The organism is Vagococcus sp. CY52-2, assembly GCF_022655055.1.
GTDB lineage: Bacteria > Bacillota > Bacilli > Lactobacillales > Vagococcaceae > Vagococcus.
The window spans coordinates 1272833-1295655 of sequence record NZ_CP093384.1; the positions used below are offsets into that span (position 1 = coordinate 1272833).

The window sequence follows — 22823 nt, forward strand, 5'->3', positions numbered from 1 at the left end:
AACATGATTTTTTATTTAATTCGTTTTAATGCGTGATGTTTAGCCAAAAAGAAAGGACGATAATAGGCCACAGTATCTGTCATAGGTAAGACATCTTCACTTAATTTTATATTCAGTTGATTTTCAATAAATTTTCTACGAATCATAAATGTTTCATACAAATCAACATAATGTTTTTTTATATCGCGTTGTAAGGTGCTATCTGCTAAAACAATACCACTTTCACAACTTGTTCCTGCATAACCTGCCATCGAGGGTATAATGTCTGTTTGAAACATCATCCCACTTTTTAATACGATATCAGATGTTGGATAGATTGGTGAAGATAACCATTCTTCATCAGCAAATAAATGTCCAGGATTTAAATGCCATCCATACGTTTTTTGTGGCAAAATGTCTTCTATGATACTGTACATCTCATGCCCAGTCATACCAATTTTTATTGTTTCAAGCCATGTGGCAATAGCATTGAAATACGGTTTTGCTAAGACATCTAAATAATCTTCTACTCCTGTTGGTAACTGTTTAGCGGTCGAAACAGCATAGCCTGCACGAGAAGTGAGTCCGCCTTTATATCCTACAGTCATAGATACTGGATCTCCCAAAGTCACTTTTTTATTAGTTGGGTACATATTGGCTTTTTCAAAACGTTCACCGGTTGCAGCAATTGTTACCACACTTCTTGGTTGTCCAAGCTCTTGCATCACGTCCCCAATCTCCATTTCTGAGATACCAACATCAAATGTTTGCAAACCCTTTGACATGCTTTGGCTAGATAGCTGAGCCCAAAATTCATAGTGAGCAATCTCATTACTGTTATTTGTAACTCTTGCTCCATTGTCACTACTAATAAATAATCCCGTTTGATTGGATAGATTTTTTTCATCTACTACTTCTTTTAATCCTTGTATTAAAAAGTTAGGTAAATCAAATAGTTTGTTATTATCACAATAGTGACTAGTGAATAACTTCCAACCTACTACACCAACTTGCATGTTATTTGACAATCCAGCTTCTTTAAAATAATTTGTAATTGGATTGTCATTATCCATTGGTTGATTTGCTAAAGATAAATGAGGCATGTGAATACCCTTAGCTTTAATACGTGATTTAGAAACTTTATTTAAGTTTTCATTTCCTAGTATTAAATAGGCCTCTTTTGTTTTATGTAACACTAACATACCTTCTTCAAAACGTGTCACAAATCCTGTCAAATATTCAAAATTTCCACCATGTTCCAAGTCACAATAAACAACAATAGCATCTAAGTTTTTATCTGACATTCTTTTAATTACTTTATCCAAGCGTTCTCCTATCGTATCATCTGTTAACGGTACAGGTTGAAGCTCTCTATCAACTACTAATTCCTCTACTATATCTAAATCTATATTCATCAATACAATAAACCTCCTATTTTTATTTATCTATTCAATATCATAACATAAGTTAATGACTACTATACATTATAGGATAATGATAGATTAACAAAATTTAGCGATTTATTTATGACAATATCTTGATTTTAAACGTTACAACCAATGCTCATTGAGCTACTATTAGGTTTATTAATTGATAAACTTACTTTCATATCTCTACTTGAATTCAAACAAAAAAAGAACCCTATATTCATAGAGTTCTTTTTTAGTTAATAATGACTCATTAACGACGAATTTCTTTAATTCTTGCTGCTTTACCATGTAATGAACGGATGTAATAAAGTTTCGCACGACGAACTTTACCATAACGAATTACTTCGATTTGAGCAACACGTGGTGTATGAATTGGGAAAGTACGTTCCACACCAACACCATTAGAAATTTTACGTACAGTGTAAGTTTCGCTAATTCCAGCTCCACGGCGTTTGATTACAACACCTTCAAATAACTGGATACGTTCACGAGTACCCTCAACAACTTTAGCATGTACACGTACAGTGTCACCAGGTCTAAAAGCTGGGATATCAGAGCGCAATTGTTCTTTTGTAATTTCTTCTATTAATGGATTCATGTCCACATTCTCCTTATTCTAAACATTCATATGAGTCTTACACAGCGGAATGTTGTGATAGATGAGCCATTTGACTCACTAAATAATAATAGCATAATTACTCTTTTCAGTAAAGAGGCTAAATACTTTTTTCTTCCTTTTTCACTTCTTCTAGTAATCTTTCCATCTCTTTTGTTAACTCAATCGATTCTAACATATCAGGTCGTCTTAAGTAGGTTCTTCTAAGCGATTCTTTTAACTGCCATTCTTCAATTAATTTATGATTTCCATTGGTTAATACGTGAGGAACTTCCATTCCTTCATAATTAGCCGGACGTGTGTATTGTGGATGCTCCAAAAGACCTGTTGAATGAGAATCGGTTTTGGCTGACTGATCATTACCCAAAACTTCTGGTAATAACCTCACTGTTGCATCAATCATCACCATTGCGCCAAGCTCTCCACCTGTTAACACATAATCACCAAGTGACACTTCATCGGTTACTAAAGAACGAATTCTTTCATCATAGCCTTCATAATGACCACAAATAAAAACCAAGTGTTCCTCTTTAGAAAATTCTTCCGCCATCTCTTGATTAAATCGTTTGCCTGCTGGATCAAGTAAAATCACACGAGGTTTAGTTTTTGCGTCTTCTTCAATGAAAGTAAGTGCATCATGGATAGGTTGAACTTTCAACAACATTCCTGCTCCCCCACCATACGGGTAATCATCTACTTGTTGGTGTTTATTTGTCGAAAACTCTCTAAAGTTTCTTACATGAACATCCAGCAACTCTTTAGTGATGGCTTTTCCTAAAATAGATTCAGTTAGCGGACCTTCAAACATTTTTGGAAAAAGAGTTAAAACATCAATTCTCATCGTCAATCAACCCTTCTGGAATATCAACAGTCACTTTCTTCGCATCCACATTTACATTTAAAATAACTGATTCAATATAGGGTAACAAGATATCCTTTTTCCCATGTTCTTTATGTTTGACTACCCACACATCATTGGCTCCTGGAGATAATATTTCTTTTATGGTTCCTAATAGTTCTCCTGTTTCATCTACTACTTCACACCCAATAATTTCATGATAATAAAAAGCATTTTCCTCTAATTGACCGATTTCGTCTTTTTTAACTTTTAAAATGCCGTTACGATACTTCTCAACGTCATTAATATTCGGATGACCCTCAAAACTAACAATATCAAAATTTTTATGTTTTCTGTGAGATTTTATCATTAACTCAACCATGTCTTTTCCATCTTGAAATAGGTACAATATATTCCCTTTTTTATAGCGTTTTTCTGGAAAATCTGTTTGAGAAATTACTCTGACTTCCCCTTTAATTCCTTGTGTATTAACAATTTTTCCAACATTTAAATACTCTGTCACCTTTATTCCCTCATTTCACATATTCATTTTATTATTGTAACATTTTGCTTAAGCCAAAGCGAAACATTTTAAAAAGCATTGGCTAAAAAACTAACCAATGCTCTCTAATCATTTCTATTTATCTAACACTTTGATTGATTCAATCGAATCTCCAGGCACTTGTGGTGGTATTGAAAAAGTTAGAGCTGGTGTTGGGGTCAAAGTGAACTCGATTATTGCCCCATATCTCACTTTATCTTTGTTTTTAGTTTTATCATATAGTTTTTTATCCACATTTAACACTACGCCATTAGAATCAAGAACATCATGAATAGCGTCAGGGTCACATACTATATCAACCGACTCAAATGATAAAATAACCGTATCTTTTTCAATAATCGGATCCATTGTTAACCTTCCTTCAAAGATGGGACGGCTTTTTTGGTTAGATTCCCTAACAGCTGAAGTTGATGAAGAAATTTCACCAGTTCTTTTAGTAGTTTGTCCTGCACTTGCTGTAGTATTCACTCCAGATGAGCAACCAGAGATAACAAATACACTACTAATCAACATACTACTTAAGATTATTTTTTTCATTTTACCCCCCATAACAAACTGATGTCTACAACACAATTTTATATTACATAGTAAATATATCTTTTTTAGTAATAAAGTGTGAAATTTGTGTTAATTTACTTTTTTAATAACTTATGAATGACTTTTCGAATAAGATAAAAAATCGGTACTGACACGCTCATTAATGGTAAATACACAAAAGCTAACTGACTGTTATATATGCTTACCAGTGAGAAAATGTTATCAAAAAATGTAAAAATGAATAAAAACAATACGATTAAAACACTTAAAAGTTCTATAATCTTTTTCGTCAAAGGCTTAGCTATTTCCCTAAGAACAATGAAACCAATAAATCCTGTCAATAAGACTGTTACGGTTGATTTTTGTTCATAAGACCACCCTAATATATTTCCTAACACCTCAATCAATAAAGTCATAATGACGACTGTTAACCCACTAGCTAGTGGTGGTTCAAATACATTTTTCAAAAAAGTTCCCTTGATCGGCTGCGTATTTGGTCTAAGTGCTAAAAAGAAAGAGGGTATTCCCACTGTTAAAGCATTAATTGGACTTAATTGAATAGGTTGAAAAGGATATGCTGAACTGACAAAAATATAAATTGCTGCTAAAAACAATGAATAAACTGTTTTAGTCAAGTACAGAGAAGACACTCGTTGAATATTGTTAATAACTTGTCTTCCCTCTAATACAACATCTATCATGGAATCAAAATTAGAATCTAATAAAACGAAATCAGCAATCCCCTTTGCAGCGTCACTCCCATTTGCCATAACGATGCTACAATCAGCTTGTTTTAACGCTAAAATATCATTCACTCCGTCTCCTGTCATCCCGACAACATGATTTTCTTCCTGAAGTGCTATGACTAGCTTTTTCTTTTGTTCTGGTGAAACTCGCCCAAAAATACGGTGTGTCTTCACAATTTCCGGAATTTTCTCATCTGGTACTTTACTCATATCAATTGATTCTTCATCATGCGATACGCCAGATCGTTTAGCTATCTGTGAGACCGTTTCTGGATGGTCTCCAGATATAATACATATATCCACTTTCTCCTGCTTAAAATAATCAAGCGTCTGAGGTGCTTCTGGTCTAATTTCATCTTCAAGGTAAATAAATCCTAATAATTCTAATTGATCTGGTAATACCTGGGATATCTCAATATCATTACTTTTAGCCACCGCAATAATTCGTAATCCTTTTTCAAAAGCCAATCCCATTTTTTTAGTTTGATCTTCAGAAAAGTCTTCAAATAAATACTCAGGGGCTCCCATAAAATACGTACCGTTTTCTTGAAATGTAATAGCACTCCATTTTCTCGCTGAAGAGAAAGGTATCTGTTTGACCGGCTTAAGTAAATTTTCGTCGCTTTGATTAAAATAGTTCATTAAAGCTAGTCCAGTCGCATTATCTTCATTCAACCCTTTAATCATTGAACCAACTAAAATAGAAAAGGTTTCATCTGTCAAATGAGTTGTGTCCACTGTATCATATTCTACAACTTTTAGTTGTCCGCTTGTTAACGTTCCTGTTTTATCTAAACAAAGAACGTCTACTCTAGCCAATGTTTCTATAGCACCCATTGTTTGTACCAACACTTGCCTACGACTTAATTTGATAACACCAACAGCTAGTGCAACAGTTGTTAATAAAATAAGGCCTTCTGGAATCATCCCCATAATGGCTGCTGTACTGCCTAAAATCGCTTCATTCAACTGAGTTCCACTTGTTAAACTGGTTATCATTAAAATAGCACCGATTGGTATGATTACCATGGTAAGCAAACGGATTAGACGATTCATCAACAGAATTAATTCACTATAAATGCCTTTAGTTTGCTTGGCTTCCATACTAAGTTTGTAGTTATAACTATCTTCTCCAACGTGCGTTGCTTGCATCACCCCACTACCACTGACAATATAACTTCCTGAATAAACAGAAGACCCAATAGTTTTTATGATAGGATCAGATTCACCAGTTAATTGAGACTCATCACATTCCATTCCTTCAGTATCTAAAATAGTTCCATCTACAACAATTTGCTGTCCACGTTTAACTATGATTAAATCATCTTTGACAACCTCATTTTGTGGAATATCAAATATTTGATGATTTCTTATTACCATTACTTTTGATTCACTAAGTAAGCTTAACCGATCAATATTATTTTTCGCTTTGATTTCTTGATAAACGCCAACTAAAGTATTGGATACAATCACACCCAAAAACAGTAAATTTTTATAACTTCCAGTATAGATAATAAAACCAGCTATGACTAAATTAATAAAATTAAATAATGTAAAACTATTCTCAAATAGAATCTGTTTAAATGAACGTGTTGTCTTAGGGATTGCTTGATTTACTTCTCCTCTAGCTATTCTATTTAACACTTCTTCATCTGTCAGTCCTGGATAGGATTTTCTTTTTGACATATCATCCCACTCCTAACACTTGTTATACAATAAGAATACCATTTATTAAAAAAACTGTCTGCTTGAGACACTAAATTTTTCACTATTTAGATATAGTTAAAAAAGAGACGATCTCTCATCTCTTTTTAACTACTTATTCAAAATAATTTGAGTAATACGTTGAATACAGAATGAAATACCATCAGTTGCTGCATCTTGTTTAAGCTCTGACACATCAAATACTTCACTATCAACTCTAGCATTTTCAGCATCAATCGAATCAATCATTTCTTGACAGCCTTCAACATATTCTTTAAATGCTTTTTCCAATTTTTTATGAATTCCTAAAACTCTAACAGGTGCTTTTAGGTGGCTCAAAGTGTTTTCCATTACCCTATATTCTTCTGTGCCTTCAGAAAAACGGCTCTTAATATCTGTTAATTGTTCAACCGTCAAATCTGATAAATTTCCCTCATCAATTGCCGTACGAATAATTTCATATGACGGATTCATTTTTTCTCCCACTTTTTCAGATTCAGTCACAATGGCATTAATTACTTGTAAATATTGCCCTATATTTGGTTTCTTCAACATAATTCCCCTCTTTCAACCATTCTTATTTATTTTACCTTTTTTAAATAAATGTTAAAGGATCAGTTACAATAACTCTACTAGACATTGCAACACATTAATTCAATATTATATAGATACCTTTAGTTTGTCAATAAAAACAAAAAACTATCCAAAAGAGATTGGATAGTTTTAATGTCCTATTTATAAATTGTTTTTCTTTGAACCCATTTGACACATTCTACAATTGGTAGAATAGCAAATGATCCAATAAATACAGCTAACCATTGATGTCCATCTAAATGAGCCACTTTAAACAAATCATTAAATCCAGGTATCACAATTGTAGATGCTAGTAAAACAAATGAAAGTAAAATCGCGTAATTGAAGATTTTATTTCTAAATGCTCCTACTTTAAAGATTGATTCATGAACAGATTTTACGTTAAAGGCATGGATTAATTGAATTAATCCCAGTGTAGCATAAGACATCGTTAACGCATCTGCATGGATAGCATCATAACTTGAGTGAACCGGGTTATTAATGGCATACATGTACACACCAAGTGTCAATCCTGCTTCTAAAATCCCCTGATAAATAATACTACTCATAACACCACCTGAAAAGAAGTCTGAATCTCGACCACGTGGTTTGTGTTTCATAATACCTTTTTCAGCAGGTTCCAATCCTAATGCAATCGCTGGGAATGTATCAGTTACTACGTTTATCCATAATAAGTGGACTGGTAATAATGTATCCCAACCGAGCATTGTCGCAATAAATAAAGTTAAAACTTCCCCTAAGTTTGCAGCAAGTAAGTATTGAACTGTTTTTTGAATGTTTGAAAATACTTTACGTCCTTCTTCAACGGCAACGATAATAGTGGAGAAGTTATCATCAGCTAAGACCATATCACTTGCACCTTTAGATACTTCCGTACCAGTAATACCCATACCTATACCAATATCAGCAGTTTTAAGAGCTGGTGCATCGTTTACTCCGTCTCCAGTCATCGCCACTACTTTTCCATCTTTTTGCCATGCTTTAACAATACGTACTTTATGTTCAGGTGACACTCTAGCGTAAACGGAATATTGTTCAATAGAATTAGCTAGTTGCTCATCTGACATATTATTCAATTCGCCACCAGTAATAACAGCATCATGTTGACCTTCTTTTAAAATACCGAGACGCACAGCGATTGCTTCAGCAGTGTCTTTATGGTCACCAGTAATCATAATTGGACGAATACCAGCTTCTTTGGCAACACGTACAGCTTCAGCTGCTTCTTTACGTTCTGGGTCAATCATCCCGACTAAACCTGAGAAGATTAAATCTGTCTCAACAGTTTCACTTGTTAATTCACTTGGAATCTCATCTACAATTTTATAAGCCATAGCAAGTACACGTAATGCCTGCGTCGCTAATTGTTTATTAGTCTTTAAAATCAAATCTTCTTCTGATTTATCCATTGGTTTAATGTCGCCATTGACGTCATAGTTTGTACAACGTTTCAATAATTCATCAGGCGCACCCTTTACAGCTACAAAGAAACGACCGTCAGGTAATTTATGGAATGTCGACATTAATTTTCTATCAGAATCAAATGGTACTTCGGCTAAACGTGGTTCGTCTTTTAATTTTGATGCAATATCATAACCACGGTCTTCACCATATTTAATTAAAGCAGTTTCTGTTGGGTCACCAATTAATGTGCCATCGTCAGAAATTTTTGTATCATTACAAAATGTCATGATTTTTAATGTGGTATTGTCTAAGGGGATATCTTTTGAATCACGTATTGATTTATTATTTGTAAAGACTTCCTCAACTGTCATTTGGTTTAACGTCAATGTACCAGTTTTATCTGAACAGATAATATCAGTACTACCTAATGTTTCAACAGCTGGTAATTTTCTAACTAACGCATTACGTTTAGCCATTTTTTGTGTTCCTAAAGCTAAAATAATCGTTACAATCGCTGGTAATCCTTCTGGAATCGCAGCAACGGCTAATGATACAGATGTTAATAACATTTCCATCCAATCATGGCCACCACGTAACATCCCAACACCAAACATCACAATACAGATAAAAATAATAGCAATTGATAATACTTTACCTAATTTATTTAGGTTTTCTTTCAATGGTGTATTCGTTTCGTCAGCTTGAGCTAACATGTTAGCAATTTTACCAACTTCGGTGTTCATACCTGTACCAGTTACCACACCAACTCCACGACCATATGTCACATTACTATTCATATAAGCCATATTGATTCGATCACCAATACCAATATCTTCTTTTTCTAACACAACTGCTTCTTTTTCAACGGGGACAGACTCACCAGTTAAGGCTGCTTCTTCAATTTTTAACGACGCTGTTTCAATCAAACGCATATCAGCTGGAATCACATCACCTGCTTCAAGTAACACAATATCACCAGGCACTAAATCTGTACTTTTCACTGTTTTAGTTGTATTATCACGACGTACATTAGCATTTGGTGTGGACATATCTTTCAATGCTTCAATTGCTTCTTCTGCTTTTGACTCTTGGAAAACACCAAATATCGCCATGATGAAAACTACAACAATAATCATAACCGCTTCAACTTGATCCCCCATGAAAAATGAAAGAACAGCTGCTGCTAATAAAATAATAATCATAAAATCTTTGAACTGGTCTAAAAATTTACTAAATAAACTTTTTTTCTTTCCCTCATCCAATTGATTATGACCATACTCCTTAAGGCGTTTTTCCACCTCCGTAGCACTCAACCCATTAGGAGTTGATTGCAATTTTTCTAACACTTGTTTCTCATCTTCAACATAAAATGCATCGTTCAACTGCTTCTTTTTTTGCTCTGACATCTCTTTTCCTCCTTTTATTTGTCGCTATACATAAGTCAAATAAAAAAAGACCTATGTATGCTTAACTACATACATAAGTCTCACTATTTAAGGTAACACCAGAAATGCGTCGTGATTTCGATTGGTGGCATTACCGCAGTATGTAGAACTGCCAGTTACTCCCTTATGAATAATTCCACTTGATTATATCATGAAAATTTTTAACTTACAATTAATTCACTATTTTCTTAAAAAATTCATGATTATGATTCGACATTAAACATTTGTTGACCATATTTTTCACCAGAAACCAAATCATAAACCATTAACTGATAGTCCTCATAGAGCTCTCTTTCTTCTTTAGTAAAAGATACTTCTTTTTCCCATTTTCCATTTACATAATACATTTGTTTTTCAAATGCCGGAAGAATTTTTTGTAACTCCAATAACATGGCATTGAATCCTGTCTGCTCAACAGATGAAAAATCGGTAATCAAGCTAGAAAAATAAAATGGGCTCATCACTTCTTGGTGATGAATCGTTTTATTTAAAGTATCATAAATTAAATACTCTGTTAAATGTGTTGTAAATGGATTATTTTTTTCTACAATATTGTCTGGGTAAATTGACGGTAAATGATCCCCCCAGAAAACCACAATTGTCTGTCTATCTAATTTATTAATGTCCTCAATAAATTGTTTCAATGCGTTTGATGTGTATGAAATATCTAACGCATAATTATCAATTGAGGCGCTAGATGCTAAGTTCGTTAATGTATAAGGTGAATCCGTGTATTTATTATTATATGGCATATGCGTTTGCATTGTCACAAGATGGACAAAAGACGCTTTATCAGATTTCTCCATTACATCTAGCACTTCACTAAACGCTGAGGCATCTGAAATATAACCATTATTTGACAACCTTTCCTTATGAGTCATGGTATTTTCATCTAAAAACCGATTAAATCCAAGAACATTGTAAACATCTTTGCGTTTATACATGGATGTATTGTAAGGATGGATAGCTACTGTTTGATAATCCTGTTGTTTTAAACTCGAGACAATCGATGGAAATTCCGTTTTCTTAGGTAACATCATAGTATATGGTGTCGTCATTTGAGGGTTAAGTAATCCCATTGAAATTCCTGTCAATGCTTCAAATTCGATATTTGCTGTCCCACCACCATAGTTTTGCGACAACATCTCGCCAGAATAAACAGACTGTCGTGCCACACTCCTAAAATCAGTAATAGGACTTTTATTTAATTTAATGCCATCTAACTTTTCAGGATCAGAAAAACTTTCAGACATAATAAATACCACATTAGGTTTTTCCTTGTTTTTCTTTTTAGCGTTATTCTCTTTTGCTTTTGTATCATATTTTTTGACGATTTTGTCGATTGTTTCTTTCGAATAATTTTTTGGTTTATCCATGGCTTCAACTTTTAAATTATATAAAAAGCCACCCATAAAACCTGTATTATAGTAGTTCATTTTTTGACTATATGGAATCCATAGCGCAGTTTTATTGTACTCTTTTCGTAATAGATTGTTTGGTTGGTTAAATAAACTGGCATAAAATAGCCCTGCGATTGAGACAACAAAACATACTAAACGAATGACTTGTTGACGTTTACTTAAACGAATTGAGCGATATAAGGCGTAGACTAGTCCTGCTAATGCTAAAAATATCAGCACTAACGTTAAAATAAAATACGTATTTCCAATGATATCTTTCATCATCGTAAACTCAAAAATCATTTTTAAATCATCTGGGTAGATAGGTTCCATCCTCAATGCCATTTTCTGACTGTTAGCAATACCAAGTAACCCAATACTCGTGATATAAATGATATTTCCCATTAAAAATGACCCACTCAGACTAATAAGAAACATATCTAAAAATAGTAATACAAGCGTTCCTAGTAAAAATTTCTCAACATGCCACTCCAACGCAAACTTCCACGCAAGCGAGAAGCTCCAAGTATTTTGACTTAATTGTAAATAGAAATTACTTAAGTAAACAATGATTAAAGTTAGTAAGATTTTGGTAATTGGACTAGTAAAAATCCTTCTTAGCCATGATTTTTTTTGGGTTTGCTCTACTCGTCTTTGAACCCTTGATTCTATTTTACCCAAAACGTGTCTCCTAACGTAATCGGTAAATGACGTTTATGTTCTGACTTTTGATACCATCTCTCAATTGTTTCTCTATCTTTATCACTAACTTCTTTACCTTCTAAGTAATCATCAATTGCCTCATAAGTCACACCTAAAGCATCTTCATCGGCTATCATTGGTCTATTTTCTTCTAAATCAGCTGTTGGAATTTTCTCATACAATGATTTATCAGCACCCAGTTCTTTTAGCAAGGCTTTTCCTTGTCTTTTGTTTAATCCAAATAAAGGTAAAATATCTGCTGCGCCATCACCAAATTTGGTAAAAAAACCTGTTAGATTTTCAGCGGCATGATCTGTCCCAATTACCGCGCCACTTCTTTGACCGGCCACCGCATATTGCGATACCATTCTTTGACGAGCTTTAATATTTCCTTTATTAAAATCACTCACCACGATATTTGAACCTTCATTTAATTCTTTCACTAAAGCATCCACGCTAGATTTTATATTTATAACTAATGACTCATCTGGTTGAATAAAATGTAATGACTTTTGTGCGTCATCTTCATCTTTTTGCACGCCATAAGGCAAACGAACGGCAATAAATTTATAATCAGTATCACCAGTTTCTTCACGTAATTCACTGATTGCTAGTTGTGCTAGTTTACCTGCTAAAGTAGAGTCTTGTCCGCCGCTAATACCTAAAACATACGTTTTTAAAAATGGGTGCGCTAACATGTAGTCTTTTAAAAAGGCGACACGTATGGCAATTTCTTCCTTAGCTTTTATATATGGCTTAACTTGTAAATTCCTTATAATCAATTGTTGTAACTCTGTCATATCCATCTCTCCTTACATTTAACCCCTATTTTACCATAAAAAAAAATAAATGACATACTATCATTTGTTTACTTTAGTAAATTTTGATAAAAAATTACTAGAAACGTTTTGTCTTAATTTTTCGATAGGTAACCAAAATATAATTTGACTTTGGGTCAATTTGGGTAATACTTCCTGTTCACTTATCTCAGCACGATATAAAAATACTGTTTCGGTTCGTTCAACATGTTGATGAGTTGTTTGCTCAATAATATCGACATATTCAATTGTTTCAAATGATAAACCTAATATATCTTTACCATATCTTTCAATTGCTTCAAGTGTTGTTTCTGCAAATTCAGGTTGGACTTCAAGAAGATGTTTATCACCATCTTTATTAGTGGTAACCAAACAATGATCATTATGTTCAATCCATATTACTATTTTAAACGGTTGATTATTTGTTGAACAATTCATTTCACCAATCCTTTCAATAAAAAAAGACTCCTGATAAAATACCAGAAATCTTTTCGACACTGAAGACTATTCTGCAGCGTTTTCGTCTTTGAGACCATATTTTTTGTTGAAACGATCCACACGTCCGTCTGCTTGTGTAAATTTTTGACGTCCAGTATAGAATGGATGTGAATCTGAAGTGATTTCCACACGAATAACTGGATATGTGTTACCATCTTCCCATTCAATTGTTTCTTCAGATGTTTTAGTTGATCCAGATAAGAATTTGAACCCTGTTTGTGAGTCCATAAATACTACTGGATGATATTCTGGATGAATTCCTTGTTTCATATTTCTCTCTCCTTTGCCCTGATTCATGTGCTGAAACAGAGTTATTATTACAACGATACTATATTAACATGTTCAATGATTTTTAGCAATTCATTTTTTTAAAAAAGAAACGTCTTTAAATGTATCAAAAAAGGTTTCATTATTTTTTGTTTTCTTTAAAAAAGTTAATAATTGATGTGTTGAATTAATCGAGTCACCTTTCATATGACGGCGTAATTTCCATATTTCTTCCAAGTGTTCTGGAGACATAAGCAATTCTTCACGTCTCGTTCCTGATCGTTTAATATCGATTGCCGGAAACACACGGCGTTCTGATAATTCTCTTGATAGATGAAGTTCCATATTACCTGTTCCTTTGAACTCTTCATAAATCACATCATCCATTCGACTTCCTGTATCAACTAAAGCAGTCGCCAGAATAGTTAAGCTTCCGCCTTCTTCAATATTTCGTGCAGCTCCAAAGAAACGTTTTGGTTTATAAAAGGCTGCAGGGTCAATCCCTCCACTAAGTGTTCGTCCGCTTGGTGGAATAACTAAGTTGTATGCTCTGGCCAAACGAGTGATACTGTCCATTAAAATCACCACATCACGTTTATCTTCCACTAAACGTAACGCTCTTTCTAACACAAGTTCAACGACACGAGTATGATTTTCAGGCATCTGGTCAAAGGTAGAGGATACTACTTCACCATCAACACTTCTTTCAATATCAGTTACTTCTTCCGGACGTTCATCAATTAATAAGACAATTAACTCCACATCTGGATAATTTTTTGAAATGCCATTAGCAATCTCTTTTATGACACTCGTTTTACCAGCTTTTGGTGGTGCGACAATTAGACCACGTTGACCAAAACCAACTGGTGCAAATAAATCAATCATTCGTGTTGATAAATCTGTTTTTGTTGTTTCTAATACTAATTTTGTATCAGGATAAAGCGCCGTAAGTGCTGGAAAATGCGGACGTTGTTTGGCATCTTCTGGATTTTTTCCATTAACCGTTTCAACATGCATCAATCCATAATAACGCTCGCTCTCTTTTGGCGGTCTTGCTTTTCCTGATACTTTATCCCCGTTTCGTAATCCAAATCGTCTAATTTGTGATGAGGAAATATAGATATCTTCTTTACTGGGTGTATAATTAATAGGTCGTAAAAAGCCATATCCATCATTTGATATAATATCTAATACACCTTCCACCATAAAAAAGCCTTGTTTTTCTGCTTGTGCACGAATGACAGCCAATGATAATTCTTTTTTATTCATTTGACTATAATAAGGTATCTTAAAATCTTTTGCATAAGCATATATTTCTTTTAGGGTTTTATGTTCTAATTCACCCATTGTTAAATAATCACCCATATTATCCCTCTTTATCCGTGCCTTCTTCCATATGAATATCAGCACCTAGATTTGTTAATTTATCAATGATATTATCGTACCCACGTAAAATATTATCCACATTAGAAATGCGAGTTGTTCCACTTGCCATGATACCAGCAGTTACCAAACAAGCACCTGCACGTAAATCACTCGCCGTAACATCTTCTCCTACAAGTTCTAAATCATCTTGACCATTTAATACAATCATTTTCCCTTCAATACTTGCGTTTGCTCCCATGCGAACTAATTCTGGAATATGATTGACTCGCTGCTCATATATTGTATCTGTCACAATACTTTTTCCATTGGCTTTTAATAATAGTGGGGTAATAGGCTGTTGTAAATCTGTTGCAAATCCTGGATAAGGAACCGTTGTAACGTTGATTGGTTTTAGGTTTTTAGCTGGATGTACTTCAATACTATCTTCTCGAATAGTCATTGGCACACCCATTTCTTCTAATTTTGAGATAAAACTTTCTAAATGCTCATAAATAACATTTTGGACTATAACACCATCACCATGAGCAGCTGCCATTGATAAATAAGTCCCTGCTTCGATACGATCTGGGATGATTGAATGACGACATCCTTTTAATTCTGTCACGCCATCAATCCGAAGTTCATTCGTACCAGCGCCACGAATTTTAGCTCCCATGTTATTTAATAATGTTGCGACATCAATAATTTCAGGCTCTCTTGCGGCATTTTCAATCACTGTTCGACCTTTTGCTTTTACCGCCGCTAACATGACATTAATCGTTGCACCAATTGACACCATATCCATATAAATACGTGTGCCTTCTAACCCATTTGGTGATTTTAAGTAAGTTGCTCCATGTTCAGTTGTTACTTCAGCTCCAAGTGATTCAAACCCTTTGATATGTAAATCGATAGGTCTTGGTCCTAAATAACAGCCACCTGGAAGACCAACAACACCTTCACCAAATTTACCTAGTAACGCTCCCATAAAATAATATGAGGCACGTAAACTATTAATTTTTCCACTTGGCATTGGTATGGATACCATGTTGGTTGGATCAATTATCATAGTATGATTATCAAAAGTTACTTTCACACCCATAATTTCTAAAATTTCTTTTAAAGAGTGCACATCTTTAATATCAGGTACTCCTTCTAAAATAACAGGAGTATCAGCTAAAATAGCAGCAGGAATTAAAGCAACAGCACTATTTTTAGCACCACTAATTGTGACAGTGCCTTTTAATTTTTTTCCACCATTTATAATTAATTTTTTCATTTTGTCTTAATGACCTCACTTTAGTCTTTAAAAAAGCCGCTTAAAATAAGCAGCCAAATAAGTTTCGTTATGCATAATATAGTTGTATTCTATCACACAATATAAATGAAAAAAAGCACTTGGTAAATTTATACGTAAAAAAAGAGCGACTGACAAAGTCAGACACTCTTTTTTCATTCAAGCTTTAAAATTATGCTTTACCGTTTGATCCAAACCATTGGATACGTTCTTTAACTAACTCAGTTACTGCGGTAGTACCTGGAGCTAATAATTTACGAGGGTCAAATCCTTTACCTTCTAAGTCTTTGCCTTCTTCAATGTATTTACGTGTTGCAGCTGCAAATACTTCTTGACATTCAGTATTAACGTTAATTTTTGATACGCCTAAAGAGATTGCTTTTTGGATTTGATCTAATGGAATACCAGAACCACCATGTAATACCATTGGTTTACCATCGATTACTTCAGCAATTTCAGCTAAACGATCAAAGCTCAAACCAGCCCAGTTTTCAGGGTAAGAACCATGAATATTACCAATACCTGCAGCTAAGAAATCAATTCCTGTTTCAGACATTGCTTTACATTCAGCTGGATCTGCTAATTCACCAGAACCGATAATGCCGTCTTCTTCTCCACCAATTGATCCAACTTCACACTCTACAGAAACACCTTTAGCGTGAGCTTTAGCAACAACATCTTTTGCTTTTTCTAAATTTTCTTCAAATGGTAAGTGAGAACCATCAAACATTACAGATGTGTAACCAATTTCGATACATTTTAATGCATCTTCGTATTCACCATGGTCTAAGTGTAATGCTACTGGAACTGTAATTCCCATTGAGTCAATTAAGTCGTTAACTAAATCATAACATACTTGGTAACCACCCATATATTTTGCAGCACCCATAGAAGTTTGAATCATTACTGGAGAATTAGATTCTTGAGCCCCTTGTAGGATAGCTTTAGTCCATTCTAAATTGTTTGTGTTGAATGCACCAACTGCATATTTGCCCTCTTTAGCTTTTTTTAACATTTCTGTTGCTGATACTAATGCCATAATTAAATTCCTCCTATTATGTTATCACTCTATTTGGTATAGGTGATACTTAACTAACACCATCATTTTAACACTCTTTAGTTATTTTTGCTAGTCAAATCACAATCTTTGATGCTATTTTCAGAAAATTTTATTACAGTCCTTTTTTAATAAAGATTGAATCCTGTTTCCTTTGTATCGATGTAAATATTTTTAAATTGACTATAAGCATCAAGGATAGCTTTATGCGTCTCACGTCCAATACCAGATTTTTTGTATCCACCAAAAGGTGCTCCGGCGGGAATTTGATTATATGTATTAACCCATACACGTCCGGTTTCAATTCCTCGACTCACTTTAAGAGCTGTGTTGATGTTTTTAGTCCAAACACCCCCACCTAAACCATATTCAGAATCGTTTGCCATTTTTATCACTTCATCAATTGTTTTAAATTTAATCACTACTGCAACTGGACCAAAGATTTCTTCTTGAGCCACTTCCATATCATTAGTCACATCAGTTAAAAGTGTCGGTGCCACGTAACATCCTTTTCCTAAGTCTCCATCAAGGCGTTTTCCACCTGTTAAAATCGTTGCACCTTCTTTACGCCCTACTTCAACTGCTTCTAAAATTTTATTTACTTGTCCCTCATTCACTTGGGCACCCATTTGGACATTTTCATCCAACGCATCCCCAACGACTACGGCTTCAAATTTTTCTTTTAATTCTGCTACGAATTTATCGTAGATTCCTTCTTGCACGAAAATCCTTGATCCTGCACAGCATACTTGTCCTTGATTAAACAAAATACCAAGTTGTGCTCCCTCAACTGCTTTTTCAAATGGCATATCATCAAAGAAGATATTCGCTGATTTTCCACCCAATTCAAGGGTTGCAGGAATTAATTTATCCGCTGCAGCTTGAGCAACTTTATAACCAACTTCAGTTGATCCGGTAAAGGCTAGTTTATTAAATCCATCATGTTTTAACATATAATCGCCTGATTTAGATCCTTTACCTGTAATTAAATTTAACACACCCTTTGGTAACATTGGACCAATCAACCTAACTAATTCTAATAAGCTTAAAGAAGTGGAAGATGATGGATGAATGACGATAGTATTTCCAGCAGCTAGAGCTGGAGCTAATTTCCACGCTGCCATCAAAATGGGAAAATTCCATGGAATAATTTGTCCAACCACCCCGATTGGTTCTCTTAAGATAAGTGTTAAAGTATCTTTATCTAACGCTTGCGCTGAGCCTTCCTCGCTACGAATGACACCTGCAAAATATCTAAAATGATCGGCACTAAGTGGTACATCCACCGATTTGGTCTCACGAATTGGTTTTCCATTATCAATAGATTCTATATAGGCTAAATGTTCCATATTTTCATCAATAACATCTGCAATTTTTAATAATAAATTACTTCTATCCACAAGTGACCAATCACGCCATTCAGGTAATGCTTGTTGTGCGGCATCAACGGCAGCATCAACGTCGGCATCAACGGCATCAACAAATGAGCCAATTTTTTCTCCATTTACAGGCGAAAAAGTATCTAACATCTCTCCCTTAGCGCCTTTTGTCCACTCTCCATTAATAAATAAATTATATTCTTTGTATATATCTTTAAAAGCTGTCATAACAATTCTCCTTTGATATTTTTTTATTTCGGTATAGTTAAAATTGTATCTGCTTTCATTTTAAAATTCAAGCGTTATGCTTATAAAAAAAAGAGTATCTCTACTCTTCCTCATTATGTGTTTGTTCAATTTCTTTTCCTAAAAAATAAGAGATAGCAGTTCTGATCACGACAATTCCACCTAAGATAACAATATCTTGTGTTGATGGGTTTAAAATAGTTTCAATAATATCTGACGCAATAAGCACTTCTAAACTTAGTAATATATAAGATCCTAAATATAATTTAATTTTATTATTTCTGAAAGATATTTCTTCCCTTGTGCCGCTTCCAAATTCATTTTTAGTAAAATCGATGACGGCTTTTGCCACACCCACTAAGAGAATAATCACTGAAAAAGCATTTAATACAAAAATTATTTTATCTACTACCTCACTAATCATTGCTATCCCTCCTATTCTATAATAAACAAAAAAGAGCATCAAATGACACTCTTTTTATTATAATTCTTCGTCTTCTTCATCATCATTTTCGTATAAATCATCTTCTTCAACGATGGTTAGATCTTCTTCTACACCTTCTGGCACGTCATCATCAACGTCATTGTCAGCACCGATTTCTGATAAATCAGTTGTGTATTCTTTGATTTCTTTTGTTTCATCTTCTTCATCTTCATACAACTCATCATCATCTTCATCATGATCGACTAAGTCCAAATCTTCTGGATCATCATCATTGTAATCAATGGCATCGTCATCCATTGCGATAAAAGCATTTACTTTTTTACGTTTTTTACGACGTGGTGTTTCTTCTTCGTCTTCATCCACACCAGAAACTTCTTCATCAATTGAATCGATTGGATACCAGCTACGCAGGCCCCAACGATTATCTCCTAAAGAAATAAAACTTCCGTCAATATTTAAGTCTGTATAAAATTGTGGCAAGATGTCACGAATTTCACTATCTGCTTTTTCTAAGTAGTTTTGGATTTCATTTACTAAATCACTAAAATCAATAATGTCTCCACGTTGATTTAAAATTGCATGTGCAACTTCAATCATCGACAATTCATTTTTATTTACGCCTTCAAAAGCTTTAATTTCCAACTGACACACGTCCTTTCACAGTCTACTCTCTATCATACAATAACTAGCGTTTCTTTGCAATTTAAAATTTTTATTTCATCTATTCTCCCCACTAAAATTAATCATCAAATGGTATGTCCCTAACTTTTCTTCTCCAGCAAATAAATCATAATCAATTGTTAAATCACCTGATTGTGGATTATCTTTTAGACTAATATGTAAATGATTAGTCATGGTTGAAATACTCATCATGCCATAAGGAGTAGCATATGTTGTTTCCCGCTTTTCCTCATAGGAAAAATTTAATTTCATTTTAACATCACCTGAGCGAATCAATGTTACCGTTTCATCTGGTAAAATTTTTATTGTAACAGGAACAGGTTTATCAATTCCTTCCAGTAATTCTTCGTATCTTAAATAGATGACATCATTAATTACTACCATATTACCTTTGACTTCTACTAAAAATTCTTTCAATTCTTGCTCTTTTGTAACCTCAGTTTTCACCAAAATATTAATTGGTGTTTTTTCTCTTTTTGACACCCATTCCACCTCTTTACTTTTTTATATATTTTGGTCTTTTTTAAAAGGTTTGTCAAACCTTTATCATTGTTCTTAAATCCTTTCCGTTTCACAAAAGAATCGGTATAATAAGGAAAGTATAAAAAGGAGTTGTATATATGTCGTTAAAACAAGCAATTGTTCTGTTTGAACAACATCATCTAACAAATGAAAATAAATATGATCCATTTATCGTAACAGATATTTTGGCTGATTACTCAGGTAAACATGGGATCCCTATCATTCATTTTTGGACGATGACAAATCAACTAATATTAGGAATGCAAGATACTCGTGTCACAGACTTAAGTGATGCCATCTCTTCGGTTAGATCCCATCACTATCATCCTGTTGTACGAAATTCTGGCGGTTTAGCTGTAGTAGCGGATGATGGGATTTTAAACTTTTCAATGATTTTACCACAAGAATTTACTAATCAAACCAGTATTAATCATGGATATGACACAATGAAAGCCATCATTTCAAATGCTTTATCTTCATTCAATGTTACTATAGACTCTTTCGAGGTAGTAAATTCCTACTGTCCTGGTGAATACGATTTAAGTATTAATGAAAAAAAATTTGCCGGTATTGCCCAACGTCGAATAAAAAAAGGCTTAAGCATTATGATTTATATCAGCGTTAATGGTAACCAAGAAAAAAGAGGAAACCTAGTCCAACAATTTTATCAAGCGGGTTTAAAAGACAAATTTGGAAAAGAAACTTTTCCTCCAGTTGATCCAAACTCTATGCGAAATTTATCGGACTTACTACAACAAAAACTGAACGTTGAACAAATGCAAATGCTCATTATTGAAGCCATTAGTCAAAACTGGACAATTGACGATACTGCTCAAGTCAAATTTAACCATTTTTTAACTTCTGATGAATTTAAAGAAAGTTATGACAAGGGCTACCAAAGAATGGAACAGCGAAATGAGAGGATTAATACTATTTTAAAGGAGGTGGATTAATTGATTGAAAAAGTATTTAGAGATCCTATACACCACGATATTAAAGTGGAACACCCAATTATTTTAGAATTAATTAATGCCAAAGAATTCCAACGCCTAAGACGAATCAAGCAACTTGGAACAACATCTCTAACCTTTCACACATCAGAGCATTCTCGTTTTGGTCACTCTTTAGGGGTCTACGAAATTACTCGCCGCATTTGCAACTATTTTAAACGAAATTATGATGTGAAAGAGTACGGGGAGTATGGATGGGATGATTCAGAACGACTTGTTACACTATGTGCGGCATTATTACATGATTTAGGTCACGGACCTTTTTCACATACATTTGAAGCGATTTTTAAAACAAATCATGAACAAGTAACCGTTGATATCATTACCTCAAAAAAAACTGAGATCAATCGTATTTTACGACAAGTGTCAGAAGAATTTCCTGACAAAGTAGCGAGTGTGATTGCTAAAACCTATCCAAATAAACAAGTCGTTCAACTGATTTCTAGTCAAATCGATGCAGATAGGATGGATTATTTATTACGAGACGCCTATTTTACTGGAACAGAATATGGTACATTTGATTTAACACGTATTTTACGCGTCATCAGACCTCATAAAAGTGGGATTGTTTTTAAAATAAGTGGCATGCATGCTGTTGAAGATTACATTGTTAGCCGCTATCAGATGTACATGCAAATTTATTTTCATCCTGTCTCTCGAGGAATGGAAATGGTATTAGATCGTTTATTACAACGAGCTCAAGATTTATACCATGATAATAAATCATATTTTAATAAAACGTCGCCTCTTTTAGTTCCTTTCCTTGCACATGATTTTGATTTAAACGATTATCTTGTGTTAGATGATGGTGTATTAACTACGGCATTTCATTTATGGAGCCATTCAGATGATGCTATTTTAAATGATTTATCTAAACGATTTTTAAATCGTGTTCCATTTAAATCAGCAGCCTTTTCAACTGAGAACTTTATCATGTTACCAGATTTGCAAGATTTAGTTGAAAAAGTTGGTTTTAATCATACCTATTATACTGCCATTAATTCCAGTTTTGATTTACCTTATGATTTTTATAAACCAGAAAAATCACAAAATAAAACACAAATTGAGCTTATATATCCGGATGGTGAACTGATTGAACTATCTAGTGCTAGTGAGTTAGTTAGAGCAATTGCAGGAGAAACTAAAGGAGATCAACGCTTTTATTTCCCTGATGAAATGCTTGCATCCTCTACATTAGACAATTATACTTTATTTGAAGACTCTATTAACACTTTTAACAACTCCATAAAAAATGGAGAAATAATTAAAAAGGACGTGTAA

21 protein-coding genes are annotated in these 22823 nt (G+C 33.9%); 2 read left to right on the top strand and 19 right to left on the bottom strand.

What is annotated here, in order from left to right:
• Positions 1-11: 11 nt before the first annotated feature.
• The 19 genes from MN187_RS06325 to MN187_RS06415 all read right to left on the bottom strand — a co-directional run bounded on the left by MN187_RS06325 (position 12) and on the right by MN187_RS06415 (position 20493).
• On the bottom strand, positions 12-1394 hold the full coding sequence (locus MN187_RS06325) for a M24 family metallopeptidase (RefSeq protein ID WP_117972990.1): 1383 nt from the start codon (positions 1392-1394) through the stop codon (positions 12-14).
• A gap of 265 nt (positions 1395-1659) precedes the next feature.
• Positions 1660-2007, bottom strand: a complete 348-nt coding sequence (gene rplS / locus MN187_RS06330; RefSeq protein ID WP_117972991.1) for a 50S ribosomal protein L19 — start codon at positions 2005-2007, stop codon at positions 1660-1662.
• A gap of 118 nt (positions 2008-2125) precedes the next feature.
• Positions 2126-2866, bottom strand: a complete 741-nt coding sequence (trmD, locus tag MN187_RS06335) for a tRNA (guanosine(37)-N1)-methyltransferase TrmD (protein ID WP_117972992.1) — start codon at positions 2864-2866, stop codon at positions 2126-2128.
• Positions 2856-3386 carry a ribosome maturation factor RimM gene (rimM, locus tag MN187_RS06340; protein WP_117972993.1) on the bottom strand — a complete coding sequence of 177 codons (531 nt, stop codon included), beginning with the start codon at positions 3384-3386 and terminating at the stop codon, positions 2856-2858. Before rimM ends, trmD begins: the two co-directional genes overlap by 11 nt.
• A gap of 114 nt (positions 3387-3500) precedes the next feature.
• Positions 3501-3962, bottom strand: a complete 462-nt coding sequence (locus MN187_RS06345; RefSeq protein WP_242093633.1) for a hypothetical protein — start codon at positions 3960-3962, stop codon at positions 3501-3503.
• A 95-nt stretch (positions 3963-4057) separates the two neighbouring features.
• Entirely contained in the window at positions 4058-6394 is a 2337-nt protein-coding gene (locus MN187_RS06350) for an HAD-IC family P-type ATPase (protein WP_242093634.1), read from the bottom strand.
• Between the two features lie 129 nt (positions 6395-6523).
• A complete protein-coding gene (locus MN187_RS06355) occupies positions 6524-6967 on the bottom strand; it encodes a hypothetical protein (RefSeq protein WP_117972996.1) in 444 nt (147 codons plus the stop codon).
• A gap of 176 nt (positions 6968-7143) precedes the next feature.
• Positions 7144-9816, bottom strand: coding sequence for a cation-translocating P-type ATPase (locus MN187_RS06360; RefSeq protein WP_117972997.1), 2673 nt, complete (start codon positions 9814-9816; stop codon positions 7144-7146).
• Between the two features lie 242 nt (positions 9817-10058).
• Entirely contained in the window at positions 10059-11936 is a 1878-nt protein-coding gene (locus MN187_RS06365; protein ID WP_117972998.1) for an LTA synthase family protein, read from the bottom strand.
• Complete coding sequence (nadE, locus tag MN187_RS06370; protein WP_241699150.1) at positions 11924-12757, bottom strand: NAD(+) synthase; 834 nt, start codon at positions 12755-12757, stop codon at positions 11924-11926. Before nadE ends, MN187_RS06365 begins: the two co-directional genes overlap by 13 nt.
• A 60-nt stretch (positions 12758-12817) precedes the next feature.
• Positions 12818-13213: an NUDIX hydrolase gene (locus tag MN187_RS06375; protein ID WP_117973000.1), complete on the bottom strand. Its 396-nt coding sequence runs from the start codon at positions 13211-13213 to the stop codon at positions 12818-12820.
• 66 nt (positions 13214-13279) lie between these two features.
• Entirely contained in the window at positions 13280-13543 is a 264-nt protein-coding gene (locus MN187_RS06380) for a type B 50S ribosomal protein L31 (protein ID WP_079347925.1), read from the bottom strand.
• A gap of 90 nt (positions 13544-13633) precedes the next feature.
• Positions 13634-14905, bottom strand: coding sequence for a transcription termination factor Rho (rho, locus tag MN187_RS06385; RefSeq protein ID WP_242093635.1), 1272 nt, complete (start codon positions 14903-14905; stop codon positions 13634-13636).
• A 1-nt stretch (position 14906) separates the two neighbouring features.
• Positions 14907-16184, bottom strand: coding sequence for a UDP-N-acetylglucosamine 1-carboxyvinyltransferase (murA, locus tag MN187_RS06390; protein ID WP_117973002.1), 1278 nt, complete (start codon positions 16182-16184; stop codon positions 14907-14909).
• A 190-nt stretch (positions 16185-16374) separates the two neighbouring features.
• Entirely contained in the window at positions 16375-17241 is an 867-nt protein-coding gene (locus tag MN187_RS06395) for a class II fructose-bisphosphate aldolase (RefSeq protein ID WP_117973003.1), read from the bottom strand.
• A gap of 146 nt (positions 17242-17387) precedes the next feature.
• Entirely contained in the window at positions 17388-18866 is a 1479-nt protein-coding gene (locus MN187_RS06400; protein WP_241699151.1) for an aldehyde dehydrogenase family protein, read from the bottom strand.
• A gap of 100 nt (positions 18867-18966) precedes the next feature.
• On the bottom strand, positions 18967-19308 hold the full coding sequence (locus MN187_RS06405) for a DUF1622 domain-containing protein (RefSeq protein ID WP_117973005.1): 342 nt from the start codon (positions 19306-19308) through the stop codon (positions 18967-18969).
• 57 nt (positions 19309-19365) lie between these two features.
• Positions 19366-19971 (bottom strand): DNA-directed RNA polymerase subunit delta, encoded by a 606-nt coding sequence (rpoE, locus tag MN187_RS06410; RefSeq protein WP_117973006.1) that lies wholly within the window; start codon positions 19969-19971, stop codon positions 19366-19368.
• Between the two features lie 75 nt (positions 19972-20046).
• Entirely contained in the window at positions 20047-20493 is a 447-nt protein-coding gene (locus MN187_RS06415) for a YwiB family protein (protein ID WP_242093636.1), read from the bottom strand.
• 137 nt (positions 20494-20630) lie between these two features.
• Between MN187_RS06415 and MN187_RS06420 the strand changes: the two genes are divergently transcribed.
• Both MN187_RS06420 and MN187_RS06425 read left to right on the top strand, forming a co-directional pair.
• Positions 20631-21485 carry a lipoate--protein ligase family protein gene (locus MN187_RS06420; protein ID WP_242093637.1) on the top strand — a complete coding sequence of 285 codons (855 nt, stop codon included), beginning with the start codon at positions 20631-20633 and terminating at the stop codon, positions 21483-21485.
• Positions 21486-22823, top strand: coding sequence for an HD domain-containing protein (locus tag MN187_RS06425; RefSeq protein ID WP_117973009.1), 1338 nt, complete (start codon positions 21486-21488; stop codon positions 22821-22823).

What these genes read in the sequence shown, in the direction of transcription:
- MN187_RS06355 (WP_117972996.1), bottom strand. Translation starts at nt 6,967, where the DNA reads ATGTTGAAGAAACCAAATATAGGGCAATATTTACAAGTAATTAATGCC.
- rho (WP_242093635.1), bottom strand. Translation starts at nt 14,905, where the DNA reads ATGGGTGATTATTTAACAATGGGTGAATTAGAACATAAAACCCTAAAA.
- MN187_RS06345 (WP_242093633.1), bottom strand. Translation starts at nt 3,962, where the DNA reads ATGAAAAAAATAATCTTAAGTAGTATGTTGATTAGTAGTGTATTTGTT.
- nadE (WP_241699150.1), bottom strand. Translation starts at nt 12,757, where the DNA reads ATGACAGAGTTACAACAATTGATTATAAGGAATTTACAAGTTAAGCCA.
- MN187_RS06380 (WP_079347925.1), bottom strand. Translation starts at nt 13,543, where the DNA reads ATGAAACAAGGAATTCATCCAGAATATCATCCAGTAGTATTTATGGAC.
- MN187_RS06395 (WP_117973003.1), bottom strand. Translation starts at nt 17,241, where the DNA reads ATGGCATTAGTATCAGCAACAGAAATGTTAAAAAAAGCTAAAGAGGGC.
- MN187_RS06325 (WP_117972990.1), bottom strand. Translation starts at nt 1,394, where the DNA reads ATGAATATAGATTTAGATATAGTAGAGGAATTAGTAGTTGATAGAGAG.
- MN187_RS06350 (WP_242093634.1), bottom strand. Translation starts at nt 6,394, where the DNA reads ATGTCAAAAAGAAAATCCTATCCAGGACTGACAGATGAAGAAGTGTTA.
- MN187_RS06375 (WP_117973000.1), bottom strand. Translation starts at nt 13,213, where the DNA reads ATGAATTGTTCAACAAATAATCAACCGTTTAAAATAGTAATATGGATT.
- MN187_RS06405 (WP_117973005.1), bottom strand. Translation starts at nt 19,308, where the DNA reads ATGATTAGTGAGGTAGTAGATAAAATAATTTTTGTATTAAATGCTTTT.
- MN187_RS06360 (WP_117972997.1), bottom strand. Translation starts at nt 9,816, where the DNA reads ATGTCAGAGCAAAAAAAGAAGCAGTTGAACGATGCATTTTATGTTGAA.
- murA (WP_117973002.1), bottom strand. Translation starts at nt 16,184, where the DNA reads ATGAAAAAATTAATTATAAATGGTGGAAAAAAATTAAAAGGCACTGTC.
- MN187_RS06420 (WP_242093637.1), top strand. Translation starts at nt 20,631, where the DNA reads ATGTCGTTAAAACAAGCAATTGTTCTGTTTGAACAACATCATCTAACA.
- trmD (WP_117972992.1), bottom strand. Translation starts at nt 2,866, where the DNA reads ATGAGAATTGATGTTTTAACTCTTTTTCCAAAAATGTTTGAAGGTCCG.
- MN187_RS06400 (WP_241699151.1), bottom strand. Translation starts at nt 18,866, where the DNA reads ATGACAGCTTTTAAAGATATATACAAAGAATATAATTTATTTATTAAT.
- rplS (WP_117972991.1), bottom strand. Translation starts at nt 2,007, where the DNA reads ATGAATCCATTAATAGAAGAAATTACAAAAGAACAATTGCGCTCTGAT.